This window comes from Pseudomonas sp. SK (assembly GCF_012975065.1).
Classification (GTDB): domain Bacteria; phylum Pseudomonadota; class Gammaproteobacteria; order Pseudomonadales; family Pseudomonadaceae; genus Aquipseudomonas; species Aquipseudomonas anuradhapurensis.
This window is the reverse complement of the sequence record NZ_CP051857.1, coordinates 1,320,805-1,346,274: the sequence shown is the minus strand read 5'-3', so window position 1 is coordinate 1,346,274 and position 25,470 is coordinate 1,320,805. Positions and strand designations below refer to the sequence as shown.

Sequence of the window (25,470 nt, the reverse complement as noted above, 5' to 3'; positions counted from 1 at the left end):
TCGGCTATCCGTGCAATCAATAACCGGCGTCAGCGTCGGCCATGTCATCGGCATCAGCTTCGGCCGCAGCAGCCTTCCCGGCGGCCGCAACAGCACCAGCGGTCAGCAGCTTCTCGCGGATCTGCTTCTCGATCTCGGCGCCGATGGCCGGGTTCTCAGCCAGGTACTTGGCAGCATTTGCCTTGCCTTGACCGATTTTGTTGCCCTGGTAGGCATACCAGGCACCGGACTTCTCGACCAGCCCCTGGGCCACACCCAGGTCGATGATCTCGCCATTGCGGTAGATGCCCTTGCCGTAGAGGATCTGGAACTCGGCCTGACGGAACGGTGGCGACACCTTGTTCTTGACGATCTTGACGCGGGTTTCGCTGCCGACCACCTCGTCGCCTTCCTTGACTGCACCGGTACGACGGATGTCCAGACGCACCGAGGCGTAGAACTTCAGGGCGTTACCACCAGTGGTGGTTTCCGGGCTGCCGAACATCACGCCGATCTTCATACGGATCTGGTTGATGAAGATGACCAGGCAGTTGGCGTTCTTGATGTTACCGGTGATCTTGCGCAGCGCCTGGGACATCAGGCGAGCCTGCAGACCCACGTGCATGTCACCCATCTCGCCTTCGATCTCGGCCTTGGGTACCAGGGCGGCCACGGAGTCGACGATGATCACGTCAACGGCATTGGAGCGCACCAGCATGTCGGTGATTTCCAGCGCCTGTTCGCCGGTGTCCGGCTGGGAAACCAGCAGGTCATCGACATTGACACCCAGCTTGCCGGCATATTCCGGGTCGAGCGCGTGTTCGGCGTCGACGAAGGCACAGGTGGCGCCGTTCTTCTGGGCTTCGGCGATGACCGACAGGGTCAGCGTGGTCTTACCCGACGACTCCGGGCCGTAGATTTCGACGATACGGCCTTTCGGCAGGCCGCCGATACCGAGGGCGATGTCCAGGCCCAGGGAGCCGGTGGAGATGGCAGGGATCGCCTGGCGCTCATGGTCGCCCATGCGCATGACCGCACCCTTGCCGAATTGGCGTTCGATTTGACCCAGGGCCGCAGCCAAGGCGCGCTTCTTGTTGTCGTCCATTGAAATCCTCACGTGTTCGACTTGGCCCTGACGGCCGGAATACCTGTATAAGTAGCCAGTATTATTCCACAGGCAAGCGCGCGAGCAAACCCCTGTTGTCGATTTACTCGGCACCAAGCTGTAACAAGCCGTCTAACGCGGCGATCACCGTCTGTCGGCGCACGGCTTCGCGGTCGCCCTCGAAGTGCCGGCGTTCGCTGGTTACATGGTTGCCATCGGCCCAGGCCAGCCACACGGTGCCCACCGGTTTGGCCGGCGACCCGCCGTCGGGCCCGGCCACGCCACTGACTGCCACGGCGAAGCGCGCACCACTGGCGGCCTGGGCACCACGGGCCATGGCCTCGACCACCTCCTGGCTGACTGCGCCAACCTCGGCGAACAACGCCGCCGGCACGTTCAACTGACGGGTTTTCTGGGCATTGGAATAGGTCACGTAGCCGGCCTCGAACCAGGCAGAGCTGCCAGGGACCCGGGTGATGGCTTCGGCGATACCACCGCCGGTGCACGATTCAGCAGTGCTGACCTGGGCGTTGAAGCGGCGCAGATGTTCGCCGAGACGGCTGGCGAGGACGGTGATCGGGTCCATGTCGGGTTCCTTGAAGGGCATGCAGACAACGTAACATTTTTGCGCCTGTCGCGTGCATGGCTCGCAGGCGCCAGATGCGTCCGGGCCTGCCTCAAGGCCCGCCACGCACCTCCCGCACGTAAGCCTGGCAAGCCCGTAACGCAATCAACCCCCGGTCGCCTTCATCGGTGATGGCGACAATTCGTCGAGCATGCGCCGGCTCAAGTCCGGCACGTACGGTTGCATGATCCAGGCGGGTGGCGCTGGTGGTGGTGGCGGGCACTGCGCCAGGGAGGGTGTCGCGTTCGACCAGGACCGACAGGCGCAGATCGGCAGTAGCAAGACGATCACGCAGGCGAGCCTGAGACTGCTGGACATCGGCAAGTTCCTTGAAATGACGGGTTTCACTTTCTTCCAGGCGTCGTTCGAGCAGCTGACGCCGTTCACGTTCGGCCAGCAGCCGGGCAGCCTCGGCTTGCGCCTGGGCTTGCGCCAGTTGCGCCAGCTGCCGGCCATAGCGCCAGCCCTGAACCTGCCAGGCCAGGGCCATGGACAGCATCAGCAGGCAGCCAGCGAGCGCCAGCTGCCACCGGCTCAACACAACACCTCGCGCGCCCGCGCCCAGAGCTTGAGCCGGTCCTCCAGGCCATTGAGCCCACCATTGATATGACGCGTGATGCGGTTGAACTCGCCGCGGTCTGCCAGGGCATTGAGCCCACGCGAATGCCAGAACCACGCCGCCGACTCACAGGCCCAGCGTGGCTGTTCGAGCAGTTGCGGCTGCGCCAGCAAGCGCTCGTCGCCGAACAACGCGCGGCTGCAGGCCTGGTAATTGTTGCGCCCGGTCACCTGGATCAGGCCGCGCCCACAGTACCGCTGGCCATCGCCATCGGCCTGTGGCGTATTGCCCAGGCGCAAGGCCAGGCTGCCAGTGTCGTAGCGCGCCAGGTATTGGTCGTTGCCGAGTTCCTTCACATACCGGAACTGCCCGGACTCATGGCCAACCTGGGCGATGAACGCCGCCACGCGCTTGGGGTTGTCGATTTCCCAGCGCGGCAGGCTGAGGTTCAGTGCCGAAAGAAAAACGCCCGCTACCGGGCGGGCGTTCGGCAAGATCTGTAGCAATTGTGTTTCAGTGAGCATGGATGACTTTTCTCCCTGTATCGCTGCTCAAGCCTTGATCGCGGCCTGACGACGCGGTGCCGCGCCCTTGGCCTGTACCTTGCCCGCCTTGCCAGCATTGCCCTGCACGGTGGTGCGCCAGCCCGAGCTGGTGAACACCTGCTCCACCGAGTCGATCTGGTATTGCCCGTCGAGGCCATCGACAAAACCGTGCAGGTCGATGCTGCGTTCGGCGAACAGGTCGGTACGCCCCGGCATGTCCAGGCGCACCTGGGCGGTAGCGCGGTTGAAGCTGGCCAGGCGGGCCCTGGCTGCCTGCTCGGCGGCAGCGCGGTTGGGGTAGAGATGGCGGTCGGTATGCACCGGCCGCTGCCCCCCGGCGGCGTCATCGTTGCCCAGCTCGATGGTCCTGGCCTCGCCACTGGCTGCGTCGAAATGGCGGGTACGCACGGCCTTGCGCGCGGCCTTGTCGTCAAGGCGAAAGTGCCACTGGCTGACCTCGCCACGGGTAATGCCGACCACGCCCAGGGGCGTCCCGCTGGCGCTCTGCCCGCCCTGGCGTGGCAATACCAGCAGTTGGCCATTGGCAAGTTTGGCAGTGCTGTCGTATTGGCGCGCCAGGCGGGTGATGAAGTTGAAGTCCGATTCGTTGACCTGGTCGACCCGAGGTACCTGTGTGAGCACCGGGCAGATTGCCTGCCAGCCATTGCGCGCGCCGATTTCGGCGACGATGCGCTGCAAGGGCACGGCCTCCCAGCTGCCGCTGCGGACGCTCCGGCCACTGCCGCGCAGGTCGCTGGCCTTGCCGCGAATCACCAAGGTATCGGGCGGGCCGGACACCTCGACTTCATCGACGGTGTAGCGCCCCAGCCGGGTCAGCGGTTGGCCGGCGTAACCCAGATGCAGCTCGATCAGTGCACCGCGAGCCGGCACGGCCACGGTCCCGTCCCGGGCATCGATGCGCAGCTCGAAGTCATCCGCTTCCATGCCCGGTTTGTCGGTGGTGCGCAGCAGCAACAGGCGATCGTTGATCAGTGCAGTAATGTCCTTGCCATCGGCCTGGATGCGAAATTGTGGCTGCATGGCATCAGCTCCACAGCTGCACGACGTCAGCCGCTGCCAGCGCCAGTGCCGGCAAGCGGAACGTCACGCCGCTGCGAAATGGCTGCGCCTCATCGGCCAAGCCCTGGTTGGCTTGCAACACCGCTTCGACGCTGCCATCGAGATGCCCGTAATACTGCTGGCAGAGGGTGTCGAGCAGGTCACCCTCAGACGTTTTGCAGGTCTTGTCCATAACTGACGAACTCCAGTGAGAAACCTTGTTTGCGTGGAATGCCGCCAGCCAGCAAGGTGCCCTGCTCTTCCTCGATGCGGGTCAGGCACCAGGTGCCGAGCACTTCGCCATAGCCGGTGGTCAACGACAGCGGCAGCAGCTGGCGGCCGATGCCACGCAGGGCCTGCAGCTGGCCCAGCCCGCCCTTGAAGCCCGGGTAGATCGCGCCACGGATGGTGATGCTCTCTTCACCCTGGCTCACCGCCTGCTGGGCATGCTCGCGGCCCAGGCGCTCTTGCCCGGCCCAGCGAAAGCGCGTTTGCCGGCGCAGTTGGTCGAAGGCGGCGGTGTCGAGGTTGAAGTAATACGGCGCGCTGTTGGCCTGCAGCGGCTGCAGTACCAGCAGGTGCGGGAACGGCTTGATCGCTTGCGCCGTCGGCGTTGCATCCGGGGCGAAGCCGAAGGTCGACAACACGCCGCTGGCGACCGAGCGCACATCCCCGATCACCCGCCGCACAGCCGCGCCGGCCTTGCCCAGGTGCTCGGTGAAGGCCTCGACGCGGGCGCGCACCTTGCGCACCACATCGAGGGCCTGGTCGTACTTGGCAATCACCTTGTCGACGCGCTGCCTGGCCGCGTCGATGGCGCGCAGGGTGCGCTGCAGGCGTTTGCCGATTTGCGGGCCGATCCATGGCAGGGCTTCGAGCTCGGCGGCTGCCTCCCTGGCATGGCCGACCGCCTGGTTCATCGGGTCGAGCATGGCGTCGGCACGCCGACGCCCCGCCTCGCCCGCCTTGACCAGTGCATGCAAGCCGCCTTGCAACTGTTCCAGGTAGGTCATGGGTGCTCCTCATGGCTGTGGTTGATCGACCATCTGCACCGCGCGCGCCTGACGCATCAGGTCGTCGAGCACGCGCCGAGCGATGGTTTCCAGTTGTTGCAGGGTGGTCGGGTCATCGAAGCTGTTGTGCAAGGTCACCGGCATATTGGCGGTGAAGGTGAATTGCTGGTTGATGGCGGGTGGAGCCATAGCCGGGGACGGCGGTATCGAAACAGCAGGCGACGGCGTGGGCGGGCCGACGTTTTTCGACAATCGGGTCGCCTGCTCGGGGAAACCGGCAACCTCCTGGTTCGCCTGCGGCATAGCCGAGCCGGCGACAGCTTGCCCGGCCTTGCCCGACGCGTCGCCAATGAGCTTGGCGCCCATGCCACCCAGGTAACTGCCACCCAGGCTGCCCAGCAGGCCACCGACCGCGGCGCCGATCACGGTTCCGATACCCGGTACCACCGAGCCGATCATCGCACCGGCTGCCGCACCACCGAGCCCACCGGCCGATGAACCGGCCAAGCTGCCAACCAACTGCGCTGTCGCAGTGGCAGGCAACGGTGCAGGTGTGCTGACGCCTTTCTGCAAGCGGCTTGGTTGTTCCGGGGAAGCGGCAATATCCTGGCTCGCCGCTGGCGCATCGGAGCCGACGACGGCTGCCACGGCCTTGCCCAACGCGCCCCCGACCCATTCACCGCCGATGCCGCCCAGATAACCGCCACCCAGGCTGCCCAGCAGGCCGCCGACCGCGCCGCCGATCACGGTTCCGACACCCGGTACCACCGAGCCAAGCATGGCACCTGCTGCCGCGCCACCGAGCCACCCGGCCGAGGTGCCGGCCAGGTTGCCACCCAAGCCGCCGAAAACCTCGCCATAGCCTTGCAGCTTTTCCGCGGCAGTGCCGTCACTCTGGTAGATGTCGGCCACCTGCAACGAGGTATCCAGCACTGCCGTCAGTGGCACGCGCTTGAACAGTGTTCCTGCCAATGGCAGCTGTTTGCCTGTGCCGAGCGAAGGTAGGGAAGAGACGCCCTGGGCAATGGCTTGCGCCTTCTCCAGCACAGGCACCTCGCTGCTTTGCGGCGCTGGCTTTTCCTCCTGCGTGATCCAGTTGAACAGCGCACCGCCGGCCTCCCCTCCCGCAGCCTCGCCCACCTGGCCGCCGAATTTGGCCCATTGCTCCTGCGCGGCCTCCTCCTGCGTTTTCTCTGCTGCGTTTCCAGCCGCCTGCTTGCGGGCCGGGTCTTTTTGCGCCTTGAGTTCAGCCTTGCGCTTGCTCTGACGCCTGCGCTGGCGACGTCCCCTGCTCATGCCGCTGCTCGAGGCTTTGCCCAGCGCTTTGCCTTTACCTTTGAACAGCAGGGGTGCCATGGCGCCCAGCATGCGACCGCCGATTTCACCGACGGCAGCGCCGACGCCACGTGCCCTTTCTTCGCCATCCTCGGCGGTGATGACCGCCTTGGCGACCTTGCCGAAGGTTTCGACACGGTTGTCCTGCCACTCCTTGGCAACACGCTGGCGTATCGCGCGCTGTCTTTCCGGGGGCAGTTTGCGCACGACGCCAGCGATAGCAGCCCCGCTACCGCCAGCGACCATCGCAAGGCCCCGGACAAGGTTGCCCGTGTCGTCACCGGCATCCGCGCCGGGAGCCTGCCTGGAGGCCGGCGCAGGCACTGGCGCCTTGCCTGGTGCGGCTGCGCCTTGCCCCTGCACCACCGAGTGCCATTGTTGAAAGACATTGACCGTCATCTGCCCCGGCAGCGGCTTGAGCTGCGCCAGCCCGGCAATCACCCGGTCCAGCATCAGGTAATGCCGGCGCAAACGCTCAACGGCATCGGCTTCATCCAGCAGCCCGGCGATCGCCTGTTGGTCTTGCTGTGCCTGGTCCAGCGCCAGCTGGCGCTCGACCTGGCGTAGCTTGCCGAGCTCCAACCCCAGCCGGATCACTTCGCCGACGAGCCGGCCAAGCCGGGTGCCGTCAGCCTGCCTGCGCAGGCGTTCGACATCCCGGCGCAGCAGCTCGATGGCCTGGCCCAAGGGGTTGATGGCGGTGACGCCGAGCCCGAGCGAGAACAGCTGTGTGTTCGCCATAGGTTCCTCCTTGTCACGGGGCGAGCCACCAGACCATGTCGCTGTACGACATGGTCATGATTTCGCTCGCGGAAAAATTCAGCTCCTTGGCCAGCCGCAGGGCGGCGGCCTTTTGCCGGGCCGGGTCAAAGCTCGTCGTCCTGCACCAGGCGAAAATAACCGCTCTGCAAGCGGCTATAGTCCTTCAGGGTGAGGCCTTCGAGGTCCTTGATGCCGACTTCGGCCAGCGACGCGAACAGGTTCAGTTCGCGCTGCTCGTCATCGTCCACGCCGCCAGCCTGGGCATTGCGGATATCACGCACGGTCGGCGCCCGCAGCGACAGGCTGTCGACCTGGACGCCATTGGCTTCGCTGGGGCGTGACAGGCGCACGGTGACGCGGTCGGCGCTCAGGGTCAGCCATTGGGGCTGCTTGTTCACGTGAGCCATGGTCATCTCCTTACAAGCCAAGCGCGGCGCGCTGGGCGGCCAGTTGGTCAACGCCATCGATCACACGCTTCATGCCCAGCGCGTCGATCTCGTAGACCAGGCGGCCATCGACTTCGAGTTTGTAGTAGGTCAGGCCGACGCTGTGCTTGATCTCGGCCTTGTCACCGGACTTCCAGTCGCCCATGTCGATTTCCTTGAGCGTGCCACGCAGGGTGACCACTACCGGGTTGATCTTGCCCTTGAGGCCCTTGAAGGCGCCGCGGAACGTGCCGTTGAAGCCGCTGCCGTCGGCCAGGCCGAAGAACTTCAGCGCTTCGCGGCGCACGCCGGTGGTGGTGAACGCCGCCTCCTGCTTCTCCATGCCCAGGTCCATCTCGACCGGCATGTCCATGCCGCCAGGGCGGTGCTCTTCCATCTTCAGGGTGAGTTTGGGCAGGGTCAGGCTGGGTACATCGCCCTGGAAGCTGACGCCATCGACGAACAGGTTCAGGTTGGCCAGGGTTTCGGGAATCATTGCCATGTGGATGCGCTCCTTAAGCGGCGGAATCGAGGACTTCGGTCAGCCACTGGTTGGTGACTTCGACGCGGAAATTGGGGTTTTCGGCAGGTGGCACATCGGTGAAGCGGATGTTCCAGTACACCTTGCCCTGCTCGAGCTGGCTGGCGGTGTTGAGCTCCGGGTCGGCGAAGACCTCGAAGTTGATGATCGCGCCCTGGTTCTTCAGGTCGCGCATGAAGGCCTGCAGGCCCTCGGTGACGTCCTTGACGTAGGTGGCGGTGATGGCGCGGTCGACGGCCCACTTGTGGCCGTAGAGGATCGCGTCCATGACGATGTCCATGGTCCGTACGCGGGTGACGAACGCCCATTTCGGGTCGCTCGACAGAGTACGGTTGCCCCACAGGCGGAAGCCGTCGTCGCGGATGATGGTGGCGATGTTGGCGTTGTTCAGCAGGTTGGCGCGGCAGCTGTCATCGCCATCGAGGAACTCCACCGGGCGGGTGGTACCGGTGATGCCGACGAACTCCTTGTTCGAGGGCGAGGCCCAGAACCCGTATTCGCGGTCGGTCCAGGCGAACAGGCCGGCGACCCAGGCCGAACCGGGTGCATCGACGGTGGCTTGCTCGCCGTTATCCCAGTACTGCACGCCCGGGTCGACCAGGAAGGCGCGTTTGGCGCCGAAGTTCTTCGCGTAGTCGATGGCCGCCTGGTCGGTGCTGTTGGGGCCGTCGATGATGGCGATGCCGCGCAGCTTGTCGGCCAGGGCCACCAGTGCCGTGCCCACCGCCTGGGTGGCGCTGTGGCGCGGCGCTGCCAGCAGGCGTGGCTGGGCGTTGAAACGGCTCTTGCCGTCCAGCAGCGCCTGCAGGCCGGTGCGTTTGCCGTCGGCCTGCACCGCGCCGATGATCGCGGCGGTCTGCTCCGCTGCATCGTCCAGCTTGGCCACGCCGCAGGCGACGATGACCGCCTTGGCGCGGGTGTAGATGGCGCGGCAGGCCTTGGTGATGGCGGCGTTTTCGCCGAACGCGGCGACCGCTTCACGCTCGCTGGTGATCAGCACCAGGTCGTTGGCCTTGGCCGTGGCGTCGGCGCCCTCGGTGAAGGTGTCGACCAGGCCGATGATCGAGGAAGAAGGCAGCGCGATGCTGCGGGCACCGGTGTCGACGTTTGTTACGGTGACGCCGTGGAAGAATCCAGCCATGTTTACTCCAGATATGAAAAGGCCCCGCAAAGCAGGGCCAAGTGGTACAGCGGAAAAGAAAACGCCCCGTCGGTGCGGGGCGTTATTGGGTGTACAGGTCAATCCATTTTGGGGCCGTCGGTCGCTGCCGGGAGTCTGGGAAGGCTTCGTACTGAGGCCAGTCGCGCAGCGACTGAAGGTAGACAAGCAGCTCGGTGAACTGCTCATTACTGAGCGTGGTAGGCCGTCCCAGGTCTTGTTCGTCGCGGTGACGCTCACGCAGCCATTGCCGAGCCGCCAGCTCAACGTCGCGCCTTTGCCTCTCAGCTTGGCGGCTCTCTTCCTCGCTTTCGACCTTTTCAGCAAATACGCCATCAGCGTACAGCCAGCCAAGTTGAACTTGGGCGGAACAGGCGCGCCATTTAAGGTCGGGGTGATAGCGCCCCTCTGGGTCAATATCCGTCGTTTCTACTACTACGCCATTTTCTAAACGTGCCCACATAGTTATCACCACTGAATAATCACGCAGCCAGCGGCGCCACTGCCGCCAGGTTGGCCAGGGTACGCACCCGAGCCCCCACCGCCCGAATCGAGCGCCATATTGCCCGCTACGGCACTTTGTGTAGCGCGCGGACCTGGCCCGCCGCCCGAGCCACCGTTCATTCCGTAATTTGGAGCCCCGACGCCCAGGGCAGAATTGTAATCGCCGCCGTTGCCTCGCCCGCTATTGCCCGGGGCGTTGCCAACCGTGCTGTTGCCACCACCGCCTACACCTCCCGTTGCGGACAGATAAGCACCAAAGGATGACGTTCCCCCGGAGCCTCCGGCGGTGCTGATGGCTGTTGCACCCGCCCCCCCAGCTCCCACTGTTACCGAAACGCTCGTGACTCCGGTCAAGTCAACCAGTCGCTGCGATATGCCGCCACCGCCGCCCCCAGCCGAGCCAAGGTTAGTTGCAGGGTCCGAGCAACCACCACCGCCCCCAGCACCCGTTACGGTCACCCAAACCTTTCTTACTCCCGCGGGGACCGTCCAAGTGGATACCCCCGCCGTTTTGTAGCTTTGCACCCCACGGAATGGCAGCTGCGAAACCTGGGTGATTTCAGTCCACATCGGCTGCTCACCTGCCGTTACTTTTACACCAACAAAAACCCGGGTGGCCGCGTAAGCGTTGAGAATGGCAAGGAACGTCTTATATCCGCTCGTAATGTAGCCACCGCCCACAAGGACTGACATTGATGTGTTCCCGGTGTCCGGCGGGCAGCCAATGGATGCCTGAGGGCTACCCGAAGTGAAGGCCCGATAAAACCCTGGCCGCAGATCGAGGCTGAAATCCGTAATAAGCGGTGTATCTGCAGTCGCCGCTCCAAGCCCGAATGCCCCTACCGTCAGCATGGCGCCTGCCGTGTCGTCGATAGCATTAGCTTGCTTCGGGGTGTTCAGGGCATCCCAGGCCATGACCCAGTCCGTCCACGTGCCAGAACCCAGCCGAGAACGTCTGAAACTCAGACCCATCACTCCACCGCCAGGCGCAGCCACGCCCGAACTAATCGACTCCCACAACTGGAAAGCCGAGTTAGTGCCATCGCGCTCCACATGCAGCACCATGCCGCCGATAATGTCTGCGCCAGTAGTCGGATTCTTAGGTAAGGTGCCGGTGGTCGATGCGTAGGTACTGTAGATGCCTGTTTCCTTGATCTGATCAATGTTTCCAGCAAAGAAATAGGCGGTTGTCCCAAGGCCATAACGCGCCATCAGTGCCCGGACGAAGGCTGTTGTAGCCAGCGATGTGCCGTTATCCGAAATAGCCGGTGTCTGCGCCTTGGGGGCGCCGGTAAAGGTCGGACTGGCCAAGGGCGCTTTGAGCGCTAAGGCGTTGGTCATGGTTGTGGCGAAGTTCGGGTCATTCCCCAGTGCCGCCGCCAGCTCGTTCAGCGTATCCAGGGCTGCCGGCGATGAAGCCACTAACGAAGCGATGGCGGCTTGGACAAAAGCCGCCGTCGCCAGCTGCGTGGTATTGGTACCCGCCGCTGGCGTCGGCGCGGTCGGCACCCCTGTCAGTACTGGGCTGGCCAGGGGTGCCTTGAGTGCCAGCGATTGGTCGATCTGCGTCTTGGTATACACATCCGTCAGCCCATACCCCGCCACCGTAGTCGGGTTGGTCGCAGCGATGACGCGGCCGTAAGTATCCACCGTGACGCTGCGGTACGTGCCGCTAGCCACACCGGTACGTCCAAACGCCATTTCATACGCCAGGGCAGTAACCCCCAGGGTAATCGGCGCATCGGTCACCAGCTGCCACGCACTGTCACCGTTGACCATGCCGCGTTCGACCAGCACCAGCATGCCAGGGGTTACCTTGGCGCCACTGTCCGCATCGGAACAGCGGGTCCAGGCGCCGCCGGCCACCAGATACAGGCCATTATCCTTGGCTGCGGTCTGGTTCTTCACCAACACCCGCGCCCCGGTAGTCAGCGCCACGCCATCAACCGTCTGCAACCCGGTCAAGGCAATGTTCGCCGTAGTCGCCGCCAGCACCGAATGCTTGAAATCCTGCCTGGCCAGTTCCTCGGTAACCCACTCCCGAGTCGCCAGCACCACCGCCGGATCGATCTTCAGCTGGACATTGCTGGCACTGCTGACCACCAGGTTCATCCGCACCACCTGGGTCCGGCCCGAGCCCTGGCTCAACAGCGGCTTGTAGGTCGGCGCGCAGTTGGCCACGGCAACCATGTCGCCATCGGCATCGTAAAGCGCGATCTCGCGAATCCACTTGCCGCCGACGTCAGCCGGGATGACCTGTTCGGCAATGATGATCGCGCTGTTCTTGTCATCCACCTTCAGCTGGTTCAACGGCGCGCGGCGCCATTCGTTGATCAGGCTGATCTGGGTGGCATTCGGGGTAGGGTCGCTGCCGTTGGCATCGCCGACACCCATCTGGGTGATTTTCCAGGCAATGCCCAAGGCATCGGCATTGGCCTGTTTCGCCGCACCCACGTTGGTGAGGATGGCGTAGAACTGAGAAGTCTGGTCAACCATGTGCAATGTCCAAGGTATCGATTGTGTGTTCACGGCCGCCACGCCCCACCACGCCGCTGACTTCGATGTCACGGGGCGCCAGCGGGTAGATGTCCAGTTCGTCGCCGTCCTGGATCGCGCAGCCGAAATGAAGGGCGCCACGGCTTTCGAGGCTGATCACCAGGCCGGTCAGGTGGCGGCTGACCGGGCGGGCGTCGTCGACCAGCGCAGACAGCTCCTGGTAGGTGCCTTCGCTGATGCCGGAATCGGAAACACCGATCTTCAGCGCAAAGGTGCCCGCCGGGGCCGGCGGTGTGGTTTGCCACCATTCCTCTACCTCGATCAGGTAGCCGAACGGCTCCACTACCCGCCGCAGTGCACCCAAGGTGCCTTTGTGGGCATGGACGAAGAACGCCGAGCGGATCACCGAGCGTTTGATTTCATCGCTCCAGCTGTCCTCCCAACGGTCCACCGACCAGGCCCAGGCCAGTTGGTACAGAAGGTGCGCCGGGCAGGTAGCGGGGTTGTAGAGTTGGCGCAGGCTGACCTTGAGGTCCTCGTCGGCAGCCACTTCGATGGCCCGCTCCAGCGCAGTGCGGTTGAGCGGCAACAGGCTGTGCATGTCAGCTCCCCCGCTTCAGGGTGAAGCCGCTGCACCAGGCCGCCTGCGCCTTGCTCGGGCGAATGTCGGCCCAGCCATTCAACTCGACCCGGCTGACCCCATCGATGTGCAGTTGCGCATCGATGCCAGAGCGTGCCACTTCCACCCCCAGGCGTCGGCGCGGGTTGATCCAGGCCTGCAGGCGGCGTTGGCACTCGGCGAGAATCGCTTCGTACTCGGGGCCGCTGTCGGCCAGGTACAGCACGGCATCGATGCGGTATGGCAGCACTTCGGCACTGCGTACGTTGACCCGGTCGGCAACCGGGCGGATATCGTCGTCGTTGAGGTAAGCCGCTACCTGCGCCAGCAGCTCGGCACTGGCTTCGCCGTTACCCTCCAGGCTCAGCACGGTGACATCCACCACGGCCGGCGACGGGCTTTCGGCGGTGGCGTCAGCCACCTGGCCCGAAGCGTTGCGGGCATGCAGGATGTAGCTGTTGCGCGGGCCGGCCGTGGTCAGGCCTTCATAAACCAGTTGCACCCGCTCACGCAGGGCATCGTCCGCCTCCAGCAGCGCCTCGACCGGCGGGACGCTGGCCAGGTCCTCGGCCTGGATCACCAGGCGCTGCAGGCCGACATTGGCCGCCAGCTGGTCAAGGTCGCTGCCCTGGGCATAGGCCAGCAGCAGTGCCTTGGCGGCATCGTTGATGCGCGCCCGGTTGAGCAGCTTGCGGTAGGCGCCGACCTCGAGCAGCTTGGTGACCGGGTCGCTTTCCAGGTTGGCGGTCCAGGCGTCGCCCAGGTAATCCCGGAAGGTGTCCAGATCGGCCTGGTAGAGCGCTTCGTAGTCCAGGTCCTCCAGCAGCTGCGGGCTGGGCAGTTTCGACAGATCGACCTGGCTCATACGTTCACCTCCAGCAGCGCTTCGTCGCCCAGGTAGCGGCCGCTGAGCGCCAGGCTGACCTGGCCGTCAAGCACCGCGACCACCCGGACCCGCTGCAGCTGCAGGCGCGGCTCCCAACGGCCCAGCGCGCGCGCCACTTCGGCCTGCACGGCGCTCTTCCAGCCCTCGTTGACCGGCAAGTCGACGAAACGCCGCAGCTGGCTGCCGTATTCCGGGCGCATGCGCCGGCTGCCCAGCGGTGTGCCGAGGATGTCTTCGATGGACTGGCGCAGATGATCGATGCCGGCCAGTGGCTGGCCGGTGCGGCGGTCCATGCCGATCATGGTGCACCGCCCTGTTCATGGGTATGCATGGCATTCTCCTGGTATGAAAAAGCCCGCATCGGCGGGCTTGATTCAGTGTTTGTGGTTGGCCGTGTTGCCGGCGGTGTCGATGATCCGCCCGCCGCCGTTGATATCGCCGCTGACCTGCAGCGGGCCATCGACCGTGACGTTGCCGGAAAGGTTGATCGCGGCGGCCTGCAGGCTGATCGCACCGTCACTGACCTGCAGCGTGGCGGCGCCAACCTTGATGGTCGCGCTGCCTGCCGGTAGCTGGATGTCGTAGTGGCTGGCCTGCCAGTCGTAGCTGAGCGAACCGCCGTCGGCGAAACGCCAGACCTCGGTGTGCCCGCGGTTGTCCGCTGCGCCACCGGCATTGCCATACAGGCCGGGCAGGAAGGTGCCCTGGGCCGGCTCGCCACTGGGGCTCAGCAGCACGCCCTGCTCGCCCAGGCTGGGTGCCCGCCAGTGCCTGGCCTGGCCGGCCGCCTGGGCGTGCCAGCGCAGCCAGGCGCTGGTCCAGCCGCTGCCGTCGGACACCCGCACCCGCGCTGCGGCAAGGTCCAGGGCGACCACCCGGCAGGGAATCACCATGCACGCCAGCATGCGGTCATGCATGGCGCTGACGTAGCTCATGACAGATCCTCCGGGGCCACATAGTGCGCTTCGTTACCCAGGCCGATATCGGGTGCAAAGCCCAATGCCAGGCTCCCGGGCGGCTGGTCCGGCCAGTTCCAGCGCGGCTCGCCGAGCAGCACCGGCTGGTCCCAGCGCACGGTCCAGGCGTTGCCCTGGAACTGCGCCTGCAAGTTGCGGCTGGCTTCGACGAATTCCAGTGCCCAATGCTGCTGGCGCAGCAGGTCCATCAGTTGCGCGGCCAGCAGGCTGCCCTGCAGCCGCGCTTCTGGGTTGGCGCTGTCGGCGGTGATATCCGCCTCGAACGTGGCAATCAATACCGAGCGGCCGTCCCGCGGGGCCGCATCCGCCGTCATGCGGACGATGCCGTGGCGCAGCGAAGGCCGTTCGGGGACATTTCCTACGGCGGTATAGGCATCTACCGACGCCAACTCCGGCATTGCCTCACGGATGGTTGCCGTCACTGCGCCATGTAAAGTGGCCAGTTCGCTCATGCGTATTCCTCCTTAACGCTCGTCGCGCTGTGTGCTGTCGCGCAGGCCCAGACGCCGGGTTGCCCAGCGTTCATAAAGGCGCATGGCAACATCGGCGCCGCCTACCGCTGTCATGCAGCCCAATGCACTGGCCGCCCAGATCGACAGGCCGCCGGCATACAACAGCATCACCGTCGACACACCGCAGGCCATGCAGGCCCCGGAGCGCAACAACAGCCGTCGCAGCAGCGACCAACCCGTGGCGCCGGCCTTGTCGGCCCGCCACATTTCGCCGCTCAGACCGCCCAGCAATGCCAGGACGATTACCAGCCAGAGCGGCATCTCGAGTAACGCCTGTTGCTCGTTCGTCACTGTCCTGTCTCCTGTGTAATGCCTGTTGGCGCAGGCCAACAGGTCGGTTATGGATGCTTTGCCTTGAACACCTCGGCATTCCAAAAAGCCCGGCTCGCCAGGCTTTTCAGTAATGCGTTGGCGAACCGCCGGCCACGACTGGTGACGCCGCGCGGTTCCGCTGCTGATTGATGACTCCGACCGCGGCCACCTGCCCGCCGGATAACTGATCGTGGTGCTTTACGCTGCACACCCGGGCCAGTTGCCAACCCTCTGGACAGTGAGGCCTGTCCATCGCTGCCTGTGTAACAACCGGTTTACATCCGGCTTGAGACACAGGCTATGCATTTGTGCATATGCAGTCAATGCATTTCTGAAAATTTCTATGCGCAAGTTTTTGCTGAAATGCATGCAGGCCGTGCACGTCCTGGCTTGTAGTACTTTTCCAAAGGCGAAAAAAAAACCCGCCGAAGCGGGTTTTGCCAACGCGGGGTTGTCAGCGAGCGTACATGCCCCACCAGAATACATGCCCGAGCAAGCTGATCTGCTCGTCCTGCATCTGCTGGAAGCTGTAGTCCTCGTCAGGGTGTTCGTCGCGGTTGAAACTGCGCAGGCGGATACCGGTAGGCAGGCGATAGACCTGCTTCACCCGCAACTGGCCGTTGTGATTGATGGCATAGAGGTCGCCATCGATGATGTCGCCGATCGAGCACTTGCCGGTATTCACCCCGACCGTCGCGCCGTCACGCAGCACCGGCAACATGCTGTTGCCGCGCACGGTCACGCACTTGGCCTGGTCGAACTGCACGCCGTTGTGACGCAGGCTGCGCTTGCCGAAGCGCAGGCGCGCGTGCTCGCTTTCTTCAATGACGAATCTTCCTGATCCTGCTGCCAATTCGACCTCGCGAAGGAAAGGTACCGACACCTCGTCATCCTCGACGGGGGTTTCATCGTCCCACAGGCTGATGTCGCTGAGGTCGACATGGCCGTGGGCCGGCAGCGCGGCCTCGCGAGACTCGCCAAGCGCGGCGCGGCCACGCAATTGCTCGGTGCTCACGCCGAAGTACTCGGCGATCTTCGACACATGTTTGTCGGAGGGGTCGACGATCTTGCCGCCGAGAATCCGCGACAAGGTGGATTGAGGAACACCCGTGCGCCGGTACAGCTCCGTCGGGGACAGGCCGTGGCGGTCGAGCAGTTCTCTGAGTACGGAGGCTACGTTGCGTTTTTGCATAGCGTGCATAATGCAGGCATGCGCGAGGAAATGCAACGCACAGGCAGCGCGATGAAGCATGCAGCGGCGCGCCTGCATCTGCGCGAAAAAGCCTGTACCATTGCCGGTTTCACCAACGCCAACCAGATCACCCGCTGTAAGGCCCTGAATGTCCGATCTTTCCGCACACACCCCGATGATGCAGCAGTACTGGAAGCTGAAGAACCAGCACCCGGACCAGCTGATGTTCTACCGCATGGGCGACTTCTACGAAATTTTCTACGAAGACGCGAAAAAGGCCGCGAAACTGCTGGACATCACCCTGACCGCGCGTGGTCAGTCGGCCGGCCAGTCGATCCCCATGTGCGGGATTCCGTTCCATTCGCTGGAGGGCTACCTGGCCAAGCTGGTCAAGCTCGGCGAATCGGTGGTGATCTGCGAGCAGATTGGCGATCCGGCCACCAGCAAGGGCCCGGTGGAGCGCCAGGTGGTGCGTATCATCACCCCCGGTACGGTCAGCGACGAGGCCCTGCTCGACGAGCGCCGCGACAACCTGATTGCCGCGCTGCTGGGCGACGAACGCCTGTTCGGCCTGGCGGTGCTGGACATCACCAGCGGCAACTTCAGCGTGCAGGAGATCAAGGGCTGGGAAAACCTGCTGGCCGAGCTCGAACGCCTCAACCCGGTCGAGCTGCTGATCCCCGACGACTGGCCACGCGACCTGCCGGCCGAAAAGCGCCCAGGCGCCCGTCGCCGTGCGCCGTGGGACTTCGACCGCGACTCGGCGCGCAAGGCCCTGTGCCAGCAGTTCGCGACCAAGGACCTCAAGGGCTTTGGCTGCGACAAGCTGACCCTGGCCATCGGCGCCGCCGGCTGCCTGTTGCTCTACGCCAAGGAAACCCAGCGCACGGCCCTGCCGCACCTGCGCAGCCTGCGCCACGAACGGCTGGACGACACGGTCATCCTCGACGGCGCCAGCCGCCGCAACCTGGAGCTGGACATCAACCTCGCCGGCGGGCGTGACAACACCCTGCAGTCGGTCATCGACCGCTGCCAGACCGCCATGGCCAGTCGCCTGCTGAGCCGCTGGCTGAACCGCCCGTTGCGCGACCTCAAGGTGCTGCAGGCCCGCCAGGACTCGATCCGCTGCCTGCTCGACGGCTACCGCTTCGAGAAGCTGCAGCCGCAACTCAAGGAAATTGGCGATATCGAGCGGATCCTCGCCCGTATCGGCCTGCGCAACGCCCGCCCACGCGACCTGGCACGCCTGCGCGATGCGCTGGGTGCGCTGCCCGAGCTGCAGAACGCCATGGCCGAGCTGGAGGCGCCGCACCTGGCGCGCCTGGCCGCCATTACCGGTACCTACCCGGAGCTGGCCAGCCTGCTGGAGCGGGCGATCATCGACAACCCGCCGGCGGTGATCCGCGACGGCGGCGTGCTCAAGCCCGGCTATGACAACGAGCTGGACGAGTTGCTGGCGATCAGCGAGAACGCCGGCCAGTTCCTGATCGACCTGGAAGCCCGGGAAAAGGCCCGCACCGGCCTGGCCAACCTCAAGGTCGGCTACAACCGCGTGCACGGCTATTTCATCGAGCTGCCGACCAAACAGGCGGAGCAGGCGCCAGGCGACTATATCCGCCGCCAGACCCTCAAGGGTGCCGAGCGCTTCATCACCCCGGAGCTGAAGGCGTTCGAGGACAAGGCGCTGTCGGCCAAAAGCCGCGCGCTGGCCCGCGAGAAGATGCTCTACGACGGCTTGCTGGAAACCCTGATCAGCCACCTGGCGCCGCTGCAGGACAGCGCCGCCGCACTGGCTGAACTGGACGTGCTCAGCAACCTGGCCGAACGTGCGCTGAACCTCGACCTGAACTGCCCGCGCTTCGTCGACGAGCCGTGCCTGCGCATCGAGCAAGGCCGCCACCCGGTGGTGGAACAGGTACTGACCACGCCGTTCGTGGCCAACGACCTGGGCCTGGACGACAACACGCGCATGCTGATCATCACCGGCCCGAACATGGGCGGTAAGTCCACCTACATGCGCCAGACCGCCCTGATCGTGCTACTGGCGCATATTGGCAGCTTCGTGCCGGCGGCCAGTTGCGAACTGTCGCTGGTCGACCGCATCTTCACCCGTATCGGTTCCAGCGACGACCTGGCCGGCGGGCGCTCGACCTTCATGGTCGAAATGAGCGAAACCGCCAACATCCTGCACAACGCTACCGACCGCAGCCTGGTGCTGATGGACGAAGTGGGTCGCGGCACCAGTACCTTCGATGGCCTGTCGCTGGCCTGGGCTGCCGCCGAGCGGCTGGCCCAGCTGCGCGCCTACACGCTGTTCGCCACGCACTACTTCGAGCTCACCGTGCTGCCAGAAAGCGAGCCGCTGGTAGCCAACGTGCACCTGAACGCCACCGAGCACAATGAACGCATCGTGTTCCTGCACCATGTGCTGCCCGGCCCGGCCAGCCAAAGCTACGGCCTAGCCGTGGCCCAGCTGGCAGGCGTACCGACGGCAGTCATCCAGCGTGCCCGCGAACATCTGGCACGCCTGGAAACCACCAGCCTGCCGCATGAACAACCGCCGGCCCACAAGGCCAAGGATGTGCCACAGGTACCGCACCAGAGCGACCTGTTCGCCAGCCTGCCACACCCGGCCATCGAGAAGCTGGGCAAGCTGCAACTGGACGACATGACCCCGCGTCAAGCTATCGAAACGCTATATCAACTAAAGAACCTGTTATAACGGCGCCCACTACAAGCTGGTAGAATCCGCCGCGGTTTGCTGGTGCTGCAGGTTATTAGCCTGGCCTGCAGCCACATGCCTGTAAACCGCGCGGCCCTGAGAGGAAGGGCCGCCGCCGTCGCCTGAGGAGAGAACTAGAAATGACCTTCGTCGTCACCGACAACTGCATCAAATGCAAATACACCGACTGCGTGGAAGTCTGTCCGGTGGACTGCTTCTACGAAGGCCCGAACTTCCTGGTCATTCACCCGGACGAGTGCATCGACTGCGCCCTGTGCGAACCGGAATGCCCGGCACAAGCCATTTTCTCGGAAGACGAAGTGCCAGCGGGCATGGAAAACTTCATCGAGCTGAACGCCGAGCTGGCGGACATCTGGCCGAACATCACCGAGCGTAAGGACGCTCTGCCAGACGCTGAAGAGTGGGATGGCAAGACCGACAAGATCAAACACCTCGAGCGCTGATGGCGCCGATACGAAAAAGGCCCCTCGGGGCCTTTTTTGCTTTTCCGCAGGCAAAAAAAAGGGGCGGTTTGACCCGCCCACATTTTTTTCCGTAGTCCCTGCTTGTCCCTGACATCATCCTGATGAAATCGCTTCTTGCGATGTCCTTGGCCTTCATCCTGAAAGCCTGTGCATGTCCCTGTGCACAGTTCGAATACTAGCGGCTTGAGCCGGGCCGGCAACTGCGAAATCTCACAGAGTGTTGCCAGTGACACAATTCCTAACGCCTAAATAAACCAGCTATTTCAATGAGTTGGGAATTTACGTTTTTTGGGTGCGACAATGATTTACCTACAGCTACGTAGAAGGCTTACAAAAGAAGTAAGCAAAGGCTTACACGCACTGTTAACAGGGTAGCGCTGTACATAATGTTACGGGCCTCGAACCCGTGCGGCCTGTCGATGCCTGGCGCCACGGCGCAAACAAACAAAAACGCCCCGAGGTCATCGGGGCGTTTCATGCTGCAGGCATTCGCTACTATTGGAATAGCGACTCACTGGACAGCCCGTTCTTCTCAAGGATCTCGCGCAGGCGCTTGAGCCCTTCTACCTGGATCTGCCGCACCCGTTCACGGGTCAGGCCGATTTCCAGGCCGACATCCTCGAGCGTGCTGCTTTCATGCCCACGCAGGCCAAAGCGCCGCACTACCACCTCACGCTGCTTGTCAGTCAGCTCGCCCAGCCACTGGTCGATGCTCTGCGACAGGTCGTCATCCTGCAACAGCTCGCACGGGTCGGTCGGGCGGTCGTCGGTCAGGGTATCGAGCAGGGTCTTGTCCGAGTCCGGGCCAAGCGACACATCCACCGAAGACACCCGCTCGTTCAGGCCCAGCATGCGCTTGACCTCGCCGACCGGCTTTTCCAGCAGCGTGGCGATTTCTTCCGGTGACGGCTCGTGGTCGAGTTTCTGCGTCAGTTCGCGGGCAGCGCGCAGGTAAACGTTCAGTTCCTTGACCACGTGGATCGGCAGGCGAATGGTGCGGGTCTGGTTCATGATCGCCCGTTCGATGGTCTGGCGAATCCACCAGGTCGCATAGGTCGAGAAACGGAAACCGCGTTCCGGGTCGAACTTCTCGACCGCACGAATCAGCCCGAGGTTGCCCTCCTCGATCAGGTCGAGCAGCGACAGGCCGCGGTTCACGTAACGACGGGCGATTTTTACAACCAGGCGCAGGTTGCTTTCGATCATGCGCTTGCGGCCGGCAGGGTCGCCCTTTTGCGACAGGCGCGCAAAGTGCACTTCCTCTTCCGGCGAAAGCAGAGGCGAGAATCCGATCTCGTTGAGATACAGCTGGGTAGCATCGAGCGCCCGGCTGTAATCGATGTACTTGTGTTGCTTGAGCGAAGAGCCCGATTTGGCCCTCGTCCGAACCGAAGATACAGCAGGTTCGTCTGACACCACATCCGTTTCCAAAACGATACCCGTCTCCATCAGGAGGACGTCATCGTCGATGTCAAACTCCGGCACTTCTTTACTGAGAGCCATTGTTATAGTCCTTTGCTGAGTTCGAACTCAGACTCGAGCGGCACCTTTCTCCCTGGCAGCGCTGGAGCCTGTCCCCTCTACATCAGCGGAACAGGCCAGGTACAACAGTCAACGACGTGGCAGGAACTGGAGCGGATCGACGGGTTTGCCCTGGCGGCGAATCTCGAAATGCAGCTTCACCCGATCTGTGCCCGTGGACCCCATTTCAGCAATCGACTGCCCTGCCTTGACCTGCTGCCCCTCCCGAACCAACAGCCTGCGGTTATGACCGTAGGCACTGACGTAGGTGTCGCTGTGCTTGATGATGATCAGCTCGCCGTAGCCCCGCAGCCCACTCCCGGCGTAGACCACTGCACCATCAGACGCAGCAAAAACAGGCTGTCCCAAATCACCGGCGATATCAATGCCTTTATTCAAACTACCGTTTGAAGCGAATTTTCCAATCAGCACGCCATTGGCTGGCCAGGTCCAACCGCCCACCGCGCGCTCCGCAGCGGGCACGCTGGCGACCACCGGGGCGCTGCTGGAGGCTGCCGGCGCGGCCGGTTTGCCAGGGCTGGCAGGTGCCGTGGCGGTGCTGCCGGCAGGCCGCCGGATGACCGTGGTCTTGCTCGACGACGAGGGGCTGGATACCACCGTGGTACTGCCGGACGCACCGCTGCTGAAACGAATCGCTTGCCCCGGGCGAATGGTGTAAGGCGCCGCGATGCCGTTACGTGCGGCCAGCTCCTTGTAGTCCCAGCCATAGCGGAAGGCGATGGAGAACAGCGTATCGCCCGGCTTGACGATGTACTGCCCGGAGGTAACCGCTGGGCGCTTGGGTACGGTGTTGTTGCGGTCGACCACCCGCGCGCTGTTGCTGCTGGTGCTCGAACAACCCACCAGTAGCGTACTCATGGCCAGTGCAATCACCAGAAGCGTGAAACCCGACCCGTCCTTGCGCTGCCGAATGACTGTGTGACCCACCCGCGCTCCCCTCATGGTGCCGAAAACGATATGAAGACAAGAAATGCAATAATGTTGCAATTATAACCAAGCCGGCCGCTCTTGGCAGGCAGGTTGTAAGACTGCTGCAACGCTACGGCGCAAACTGTGCGCCAGCGCTTCACCCCGCCAGATAGACAGGGCGAAGCAACAGGAATTCGCCAGCAGCGCAAAAATACCGCTGGCGCGTGCCCGCAGCGCTCAGGCCAGCGGGCCGTTGAGCAGCGGCACGAAGCGCACGGCCCCCAGCACGCGGCGGGAGAAGCCATGCTCCTCGCGCACGATCAGCATCAGTTGCTGCGTTTCGCCGGCTGGCCCCACCGGGATGACCATGCGCCCGCCCGGTGCCAGCTGGTCGAGCAGTGCCTGCGGGACCTCCGGCGCCACGGCAGTGACGATGATGCCGTTGTACGGCGCCAGCGCCGGCCAGCCCTCGCAACCGTCGCCCCAGCGAAAAACCACGTTGCGCAGGTTCAGTTCCACCAGGCGCTCCTTGGCCCGGTCCTGCAAGACCTTGATGCGCTCCACCGAGAACACCCGCTCGACCAGCTGGGCCAGGATCGCCGTCTGGTAGCCCGAGCCAGTGCCGATCTCCAGCACCTTGTCCAGTGGCCCGGCCTCGAGCAGCAGCTCGCTCATGTGGGCGACCATGAACGGCTGGGAAATGGTCTGGTTGTGGCCGATCGGCAGTGCGGTGTCTTCGTAGGCCCGATGCGCCAGTGCCTCGTCGACGAACAGGTGGCGCGGGGTGCGACGGATCACGTCGAGCACCTTGCTGTTGGAGACGCCCTCTTCGCACAGGCGCTGGATCAAGCGCTCCCGGGTCCGCTGGGAAGTCATGCCGATGCCACGCCGCAGCATATCGTCCTCGCGCATCAGAGCAGGCCCTCCAGCCAACCATCGAGCTGCTCGAAGGCATCACTGAAGGTGCGGTCGAGCTGCAGCGGGGTGATCGACACGTAGCCTTGCATCACGGCGTGGAAATCGGTGCCCGGGCCACCGTCCTCGGCATCCCCGGCCACGGCGATCCAGTAGCCTTCCTTGCCGCGCGGGTTGACCACCTTGGTCGGCGCCGCCGCCCGCGCCCGGTGACCGAGGCGGGTGAGCTGGATGCCACGAATGTGTTCCAGCGGCAGGTTGGGGATGTTGACGTTGAGCACGGTGCGCGGCGGCAAGGCCAGGCGCGACTGCGCCTCGACCAGGCGGCGGGCGATATGGGCGGCGGTCGGCAGGTTGTCCGGCTGGCGCGACAGCAGCGAGAATGCCAGCGAGGTCCCGCCGAGGAAGCGGCCTTCCAGGGCGGCGGCAACCGTGCCCGAATAGAGCACGTCGTCACCCAGGTTGGCACCCAGGTTGATCCCCGACACGACCATGTCCGGCGCCTGCGGCAACAGCCCATTGAGCCCCAGGTGCACGCAGTCGGTCGGCGTGCCGTTGAGGCTGATGAAGCCATTGGCCAAGGTCTGCGGGTGCAGTGGCCGGTCCAGCGTCAGCGAACTGCTGGCGCCGCTCTTGTCTTGATCCGGGGCGATCACCGTGCACTCGGCGTAATCCGCCAGCGCAGCGTGCAGCGCGGCGATGCCGGGTGCGGTAACACCGTCGTCGTTCGAAATCAGAATACGCATGGGCTGTCCGTCTGCCCTGCCGACACCAGATCCACGACTTCGCGCACCACCACGGTGGCGAAGCATCCGGCCGGAAGGACGAATTCCAGTTGCAGGATATCAGGCTCGGGATAATGCCACGTCAGGCCGCCAATAGGGAGCCGCAGAATGCGCCGTTCGTGATCCATGCCCGCCTGGGCCAACCACTGGCACAGTGCCGGCTGGCGCGCGCCGATGGCGTTTTCCAGCTGCCCGGTGGCTGCGCCGGCTGGCGAATCGCCCGCGCCCCACAGCGGGCCGGTCGGGTGCAGGTCCAGGATCGCCAGGCGCGGGTCGGCACATTCGGCCTCCCCCGCCGGGAAGAAACTGCGGCTGTCGGTGAACGCCAGCAGGTCGCCCACCTGCGCTCGTGCCCAGCTGCCATCGGCGACACGGGCGGCCAACAGCTGGTTGAACAGGTAGCTGCGCCCGGCCGACAGTAGCCGCGAACGTACGTTGCGCTGTTCGGGCAGCGCCTTGCGCGCGGCCCAGTCGAGGGCGTCGTGGACATTGCCGCCGGCGTGGCCAAAGCGCTGGCTGCCGAAATAATTGGGCACCCCGTGGTGCTTGAGCTGTTCCAGGCGCGCGTTCACCGCCTGGTGGTCGGCAGCAAGGGCGGTCAGGCGCAGGGTGAAGCCGTTGGCCGAATGCGCGCCACGCTGCAGCTTGCGCTGGTGGCGGACCTGCTTGAGCACACGCAGGCTGGCATCCTCGGCACGCGACAGGTCCGGGTCGGCCTTGCCCGGCAGGTGCAGGCTGAACCACTGGCGGGTCAGCGCCTGGCGGTCCTTGAGCCCGGCATAGCTGATGCTGCGCACCGGCACGCCGGCAGCGCGCGCCAGGCGGCGGGCGGCTTCTTCGGTGTTGAGGTCACGCTTTTCGACCCACAACCACAAGTGCTCGCCCTGCCCCGACAACGGAATGTCCAGCACTTCGTCGACCTGGAAATCTTCGGCCACCGCCTTGAGTACAGCGCTGCCCAAGGGTTCGCCCGATGCGCGCGGGCCCAGCAGTTGCAGTTCGGTCATGCTGGCAGCAGCAGGGCAACCGCATGCACGGCGATACCCTCCTCGCGGCCAGTGAAGCCCAGTTTTTCCGTGGTGGTGGCCTTGACGTTGACCTGGTCGAGTTCGACCTGCAGGTCTTCGGCGATGCGCTGGCGCATGGTCTCGATGTGTGGGGCCATCTTTGGCGCCTGGGCGACGATGGTGGCGTCGATATTGCCGACCTTCCAGCCTTTGGCCAGGACGATGCCGACCACATGGCGCAGCAGCGCGCGGCTATCGGCGCCCTTGTACTGCGGGTCGGTGTCGGGGAAATGTTTGCCGATATCACCCAGCGCTGCCGCGCCCAGCAAGGCATCGCTCAGGGCGTGCAGCAGCACGTCGCCATCGGAGTGGGCCAGGAGGCCGTATTTGTGGGGGATACGCACCCCGCCCAGGGTAATGAAATCACCGTCGCAGAAACGGTGCACATCGAAGCCGTGGCCAATACGCATAGAAAAACGCCCTGAATGAGTCAGGGCGTG

Annotated in this window: 28 protein-coding genes and 1 pseudogene; 2 read left to right on the top strand and 27 right to left on the bottom strand. The window is 64.3% G+C overall.

Annotated features, from left to right (window positions below; genetic code table 11):
- Positions 1–16: 16 nt before the first annotated feature.
- The 21 genes and pseudogenes from recA to HG549_RS06075 all read right to left on the bottom strand — a co-directional run bounded on the left by recA (position 17) and on the right by HG549_RS06075 (position 16,614).
- Entirely contained in the window at positions 17–1,084 is a 1,068-nt protein-coding gene (recA, locus tag HG549_RS06170) for a recombinase RecA (RefSeq protein WP_170028690.1), read from the bottom strand.
- Between the two features lie 103 nt (positions 1,085–1,187).
- Positions 1,188–1,670 carry a CinA family protein gene (locus HG549_RS06165; protein ID WP_170028689.1) on the bottom strand — a complete coding sequence of 161 codons (483 nt, stop codon included), beginning with the start codon at positions 1,668–1,670 and terminating at the stop codon, positions 1,188–1,190.
- Positions 1,671–1,761: 91 nt separating this feature from the next.
- On the bottom strand, positions 1,762–2,250 hold the full coding sequence (locus HG549_RS06160; RefSeq protein ID WP_256666070.1) for a lysis system i-spanin subunit Rz: 489 nt from the start codon (positions 2,248–2,250) through the stop codon (positions 1,762–1,764).
- Positions 2,244–2,792, bottom strand: a complete 549-nt coding sequence (locus HG549_RS06155; RefSeq protein WP_170028688.1) for a glycoside hydrolase family 19 protein — start codon at positions 2,790–2,792, stop codon at positions 2,244–2,246. Before HG549_RS06155 ends, HG549_RS06160 begins: the two co-directional genes overlap by 7 nt.
- A gap of 27 nt (positions 2,793–2,819) precedes the next feature.
- Positions 2,820–3,854 (bottom strand): phage late control D family protein, encoded by a 1,035-nt coding sequence (locus tag HG549_RS06150; protein WP_170028687.1) that lies wholly within the window; start codon positions 3,852–3,854, stop codon positions 2,820–2,822.
- A gap of 4 nt (positions 3,855–3,858) precedes the next feature.
- Positions 3,859–4,065, bottom strand: coding sequence for a tail protein X (locus tag HG549_RS06145; protein ID WP_170028686.1), 207 nt, complete (start codon positions 4,063–4,065; stop codon positions 3,859–3,861).
- Entirely contained in the window at positions 4,040–4,885 is an 846-nt protein-coding gene (locus HG549_RS06140; RefSeq protein WP_170028685.1) for a phage tail protein, read from the bottom strand. The genes HG549_RS06145 and HG549_RS06140 overlap by 26 nt, the downstream gene beginning before the upstream one ends.
- A gap of 9 nt (positions 4,886–4,894) precedes the next feature.
- On the bottom strand, positions 4,895–6,961 hold the full coding sequence (locus tag HG549_RS06135) for a hypothetical protein (protein WP_170028684.1): 2,067 nt from the start codon (positions 6,959–6,961) through the stop codon (positions 4,895–4,897).
- Between the two features lie 125 nt (positions 6,962–7,086).
- On the bottom strand, positions 7,087–7,389 hold the full coding sequence (locus tag HG549_RS06130) for a phage tail assembly protein (protein WP_170028683.1): 303 nt from the start codon (positions 7,387–7,389) through the stop codon (positions 7,087–7,089).
- Positions 7,390–7,399: 10 nt separating this feature from the next.
- Positions 7,400–7,909, bottom strand: a complete 510-nt coding sequence (locus HG549_RS06125; RefSeq protein ID WP_170028682.1) for a phage major tail tube protein — start codon at positions 7,907–7,909, stop codon at positions 7,400–7,402.
- Between the two features lie 13 nt (positions 7,910–7,922).
- Positions 7,923–9,089 (bottom strand): phage tail sheath family protein, encoded by a 1,167-nt coding sequence (locus tag HG549_RS06120; protein WP_170028681.1) that lies wholly within the window; start codon positions 9,087–9,089, stop codon positions 7,923–7,925.
- 82 nt (positions 9,090–9,171) lie between these two features.
- Complete coding sequence (locus HG549_RS06115) at positions 9,172–9,570, bottom strand: phage tail assembly chaperone (RefSeq protein WP_170028680.1); 399 nt, start codon at positions 9,568–9,570, stop codon at positions 9,172–9,174.
- A gap of 5 nt (positions 9,571–9,575) precedes the next feature.
- Positions 9,576–10,181 carry a glycine-rich domain-containing protein gene (locus tag HG549_RS26210; protein WP_372241562.1) on the bottom strand — a complete coding sequence of 202 codons (606 nt, stop codon included), beginning with the start codon at positions 10,179–10,181 and terminating at the stop codon, positions 9,576–9,578.
- A gap of 855 nt (positions 10,182–11,036) precedes the next feature.
- Positions 11,037–12,107: pseudogene (locus HG549_RS25925) on the bottom strand (phage tail protein); the annotation flags it as partial.
- Positions 12,100–12,708: a phage tail protein I gene (locus HG549_RS06105; RefSeq protein ID WP_170028678.1), complete on the bottom strand. Its 609-nt coding sequence runs from the start codon at positions 12,706–12,708 to the stop codon at positions 12,100–12,102. The pseudogene HG549_RS25925 and the gene HG549_RS06105, both read right to left, overlap by 8 nt.
- Position 12,709: 1 nt before the next feature.
- Positions 12,710–13,591, bottom strand: coding sequence for a baseplate J/gp47 family protein (locus HG549_RS06100; protein WP_170028677.1), 882 nt, complete (start codon positions 13,589–13,591; stop codon positions 12,710–12,712).
- Positions 13,588–13,914, bottom strand: a complete 327-nt coding sequence (locus HG549_RS06095; protein ID WP_170028676.1) for a GPW/gp25 family protein — start codon at positions 13,912–13,914, stop codon at positions 13,588–13,590. Before HG549_RS06095 ends, HG549_RS06100 begins: the two co-directional genes overlap by 4 nt.
- Before the next feature lie 72 nt (positions 13,915–13,986).
- Positions 13,987–14,547: a phage baseplate assembly protein V gene (locus HG549_RS06090; protein ID WP_170028675.1), complete on the bottom strand. Its 561-nt coding sequence runs from the start codon at positions 14,545–14,547 to the stop codon at positions 13,987–13,989.
- The gene (locus tag HG549_RS06085; protein ID WP_170028674.1) at positions 14,544–15,041 is read right to left on the bottom strand and encodes a hypothetical protein; all 498 of its coding nucleotides are present in this window, start codon (positions 15,039–15,041) and stop codon (positions 14,544–14,546) included. Before HG549_RS06085 ends, HG549_RS06090 begins: the two co-directional genes overlap by 4 nt.
- Positions 15,042–15,053: 12 nt before the next feature.
- Positions 15,054–15,392, bottom strand: a complete 339-nt coding sequence (locus HG549_RS06080; protein WP_170028673.1) for a phage holin family protein — start codon at positions 15,390–15,392, stop codon at positions 15,054–15,056.
- Positions 15,393–15,867: 475 nt separating this feature from the next.
- Positions 15,868–16,614 carry a S24 family peptidase gene (locus HG549_RS06075; RefSeq protein WP_170028672.1) on the bottom strand — a complete coding sequence of 249 codons (747 nt, stop codon included), beginning with the start codon at positions 16,612–16,614 and terminating at the stop codon, positions 15,868–15,870.
- A 139-nt stretch (positions 16,615–16,753) separates the two neighbouring features.
- Between HG549_RS06075 and mutS the strand changes: the two genes are divergently transcribed.
- Both mutS and fdxA read left to right on the top strand, forming a co-directional pair.
- A complete protein-coding gene (gene mutS / locus HG549_RS06070; RefSeq protein ID WP_170028671.1) occupies positions 16,754–19,327 on the top strand; it encodes a DNA mismatch repair protein MutS in 2,574 nt (857 codons plus the stop codon).
- 140 nt (positions 19,328–19,467) lie between these two features.
- Positions 19,468–19,791, top strand: coding sequence for a ferredoxin FdxA (gene fdxA, locus HG549_RS06065; RefSeq protein WP_170028670.1), 324 nt, complete (start codon positions 19,468–19,470; stop codon positions 19,789–19,791).
- A 516-nt stretch (positions 19,792–20,307) separates the two neighbouring features.
- Here the strand turns inward: fdxA and rpoS are convergent.
- From rpoS to ispF, 6 genes are all read right to left on the bottom strand, one after another.
- A complete protein-coding gene (gene rpoS / locus HG549_RS06060) occupies positions 20,308–21,315 on the bottom strand; it encodes an RNA polymerase sigma factor RpoS (RefSeq protein WP_170028669.1) in 1,008 nt (335 codons plus the stop codon).
- 108 nt (positions 21,316–21,423) lie between these two features.
- Complete coding sequence (locus tag HG549_RS06055) at positions 21,424–22,281, bottom strand: peptidoglycan DD-metalloendopeptidase family protein (protein WP_170034072.1); 858 nt, start codon at positions 22,279–22,281, stop codon at positions 21,424–21,426.
- 219 nt (positions 22,282–22,500) lie between these two features.
- Positions 22,501–23,139 carry a protein-L-isoaspartate(D-aspartate) O-methyltransferase gene (locus tag HG549_RS06050; protein WP_170034070.1) on the bottom strand — a complete coding sequence of 213 codons (639 nt, stop codon included), beginning with the start codon at positions 23,137–23,139 and terminating at the stop codon, positions 22,501–22,503.
- A 35-nt stretch (positions 23,140–23,174) separates the two neighbouring features.
- Positions 23,175–23,924: a 5'/3'-nucleotidase SurE gene (gene surE, locus HG549_RS06045; RefSeq protein ID WP_170028668.1), complete on the bottom strand. Its 750-nt coding sequence runs from the start codon at positions 23,922–23,924 to the stop codon at positions 23,175–23,177.
- Entirely contained in the window at positions 23,912–24,970 is a 1,059-nt protein-coding gene (gene truD, locus HG549_RS06040; protein ID WP_170028667.1) for a tRNA pseudouridine(13) synthase TruD, read from the bottom strand. Before truD ends, surE begins: the two co-directional genes overlap by 13 nt.
- On the bottom strand, positions 24,967–25,440 hold the full coding sequence (gene ispF / locus HG549_RS06035) for a 2-C-methyl-D-erythritol 2,4-cyclodiphosphate synthase (RefSeq protein ID WP_170028666.1): 474 nt from the start codon (positions 25,438–25,440) through the stop codon (positions 24,967–24,969). Before ispF ends, truD begins: the two co-directional genes overlap by 4 nt.
- Positions 25,441–25,470: the final 30 nt, after the last annotated feature.

Excerpts from the sequence above, each read along its gene's own strand:
- rpoS (WP_170028669.1), bottom strand. The coding sequence starts at position 21,315 with ATGGCTCTCAGTAAAGAAGTGCCGGAGTTTGACATCGACGATGACGTC.
- HG549_RS06075 (WP_170028672.1), bottom strand. The coding sequence starts at position 16,614 with ATGCACGCTATGCAAAAACGCAACGTAGCCTCCGTACTCAGAGAACTG.
- HG549_RS06140 (WP_170028685.1), bottom strand. The coding sequence starts at position 4,885 with ATGACCTACCTGGAACAGTTGCAAGGCGGCTTGCATGCACTGGTCAAG.
- truD (WP_170028667.1), bottom strand. The coding sequence starts at position 24,970 with ATGACCGAACTGCAACTGCTGGGCCCGCGCGCATCGGGCGAACCCTTG.
- HG549_RS06115 (WP_170028680.1), bottom strand. The coding sequence starts at position 9,570 with ATGTGGGCACGTTTAGAAAATGGCGTAGTAGTAGAAACGACGGATATT.
- HG549_RS06085 (WP_170028674.1), bottom strand. The coding sequence starts at position 15,041 with ATGAGCGAACTGGCCACTTTACATGGCGCAGTGACGGCAACCATCCGT.
- fdxA (WP_170028670.1), top strand. The coding sequence starts at position 19,468 with ATGACCTTCGTCGTCACCGACAACTGCATCAAATGCAAATACACCGAC.
- HG549_RS06120 (WP_170028681.1), bottom strand. The coding sequence starts at position 9,089 with ATGGCTGGATTCTTCCACGGCGTCACCGTAACAAACGTCGACACCGGT.
- HG549_RS06145 (WP_170028686.1), bottom strand. The coding sequence starts at position 4,065 with ATGGACAAGACCTGCAAAACGTCTGAGGGTGACCTGCTCGACACCCTC.
- HG549_RS06150 (WP_170028687.1), bottom strand. The coding sequence starts at position 3,854 with ATGCAGCCACAATTTCGCATCCAGGCCGATGGCAAGGACATTACTGCA.
- HG549_RS26210 (WP_372241562.1), bottom strand. The coding sequence starts at position 10,181 with ATGTGGACTGAAATCACCCAGGTTTCGCAGCTGCCATTCCGTGGGGTG.
- recA (WP_170028690.1), bottom strand. The coding sequence starts at position 1,084 with ATGGACGACAACAAGAAGCGCGCCTTGGCTGCGGCCCTGGGTCAAATC.
- HG549_RS06135 (WP_170028684.1), bottom strand. The coding sequence starts at position 6,961 with ATGGCGAACACACAGCTGTTCTCGCTCGGGCTCGGCGTCACCGCCATC.
- HG549_RS06165 (WP_170028689.1), bottom strand. The coding sequence starts at position 1,670 with ATGGACCCGATCACCGTCCTCGCCAGCCGTCTCGGCGAACATCTGCGC.
- surE (WP_170028668.1), bottom strand. The coding sequence starts at position 23,924 with ATGCGTATTCTGATTTCGAACGACGACGGTGTTACCGCACCCGGCATC.
- HG549_RS06090 (WP_170028675.1), bottom strand. The coding sequence starts at position 14,547 with ATGAGCTACGTCAGCGCCATGCATGACCGCATGCTGGCGTGCATGGTG.
- HG549_RS06095 (WP_170028676.1), bottom strand. The coding sequence starts at position 13,914 with ATGATCGGCATGGACCGCCGCACCGGCCAGCCACTGGCCGGCATCGAT.
- HG549_RS06105 (WP_170028678.1), bottom strand. The coding sequence starts at position 12,708 with ATGCACAGCCTGTTGCCGCTCAACCGCACTGCGCTGGAGCGGGCCATC.
- HG549_RS06155 (WP_170028688.1), bottom strand. The coding sequence starts at position 2,792 with ATGCTCACTGAAACACAATTGCTACAGATCTTGCCGAACGCCCGCCCG.
- mutS (WP_170028671.1), top strand. The coding sequence starts at position 16,754 with ATGTCCGATCTTTCCGCACACACCCCGATGATGCAGCAGTACTGGAAG.
- HG549_RS06100 (WP_170028677.1), bottom strand. The coding sequence starts at position 13,591 with ATGAGCCAGGTCGATCTGTCGAAACTGCCCAGCCCGCAGCTGCTGGAG.
- HG549_RS06125 (WP_170028682.1), bottom strand. The coding sequence starts at position 7,909 with ATGGCAATGATTCCCGAAACCCTGGCCAACCTGAACCTGTTCGTCGAT.
- ispF (WP_170028666.1), bottom strand. The coding sequence starts at position 25,440 with ATGCGTATTGGCCACGGCTTCGATGTGCACCGTTTCTGCGACGGTGAT.
- HG549_RS06050 (WP_170034070.1), bottom strand. The coding sequence starts at position 23,139 with ATGACTTCCCAGCGGACCCGGGAGCGCTTGATCCAGCGCCTGTGCGAA.
- HG549_RS06130 (WP_170028683.1), bottom strand. The coding sequence starts at position 7,389 with ATGGCTCACGTGAACAAGCAGCCCCAATGGCTGACCCTGAGCGCCGAC.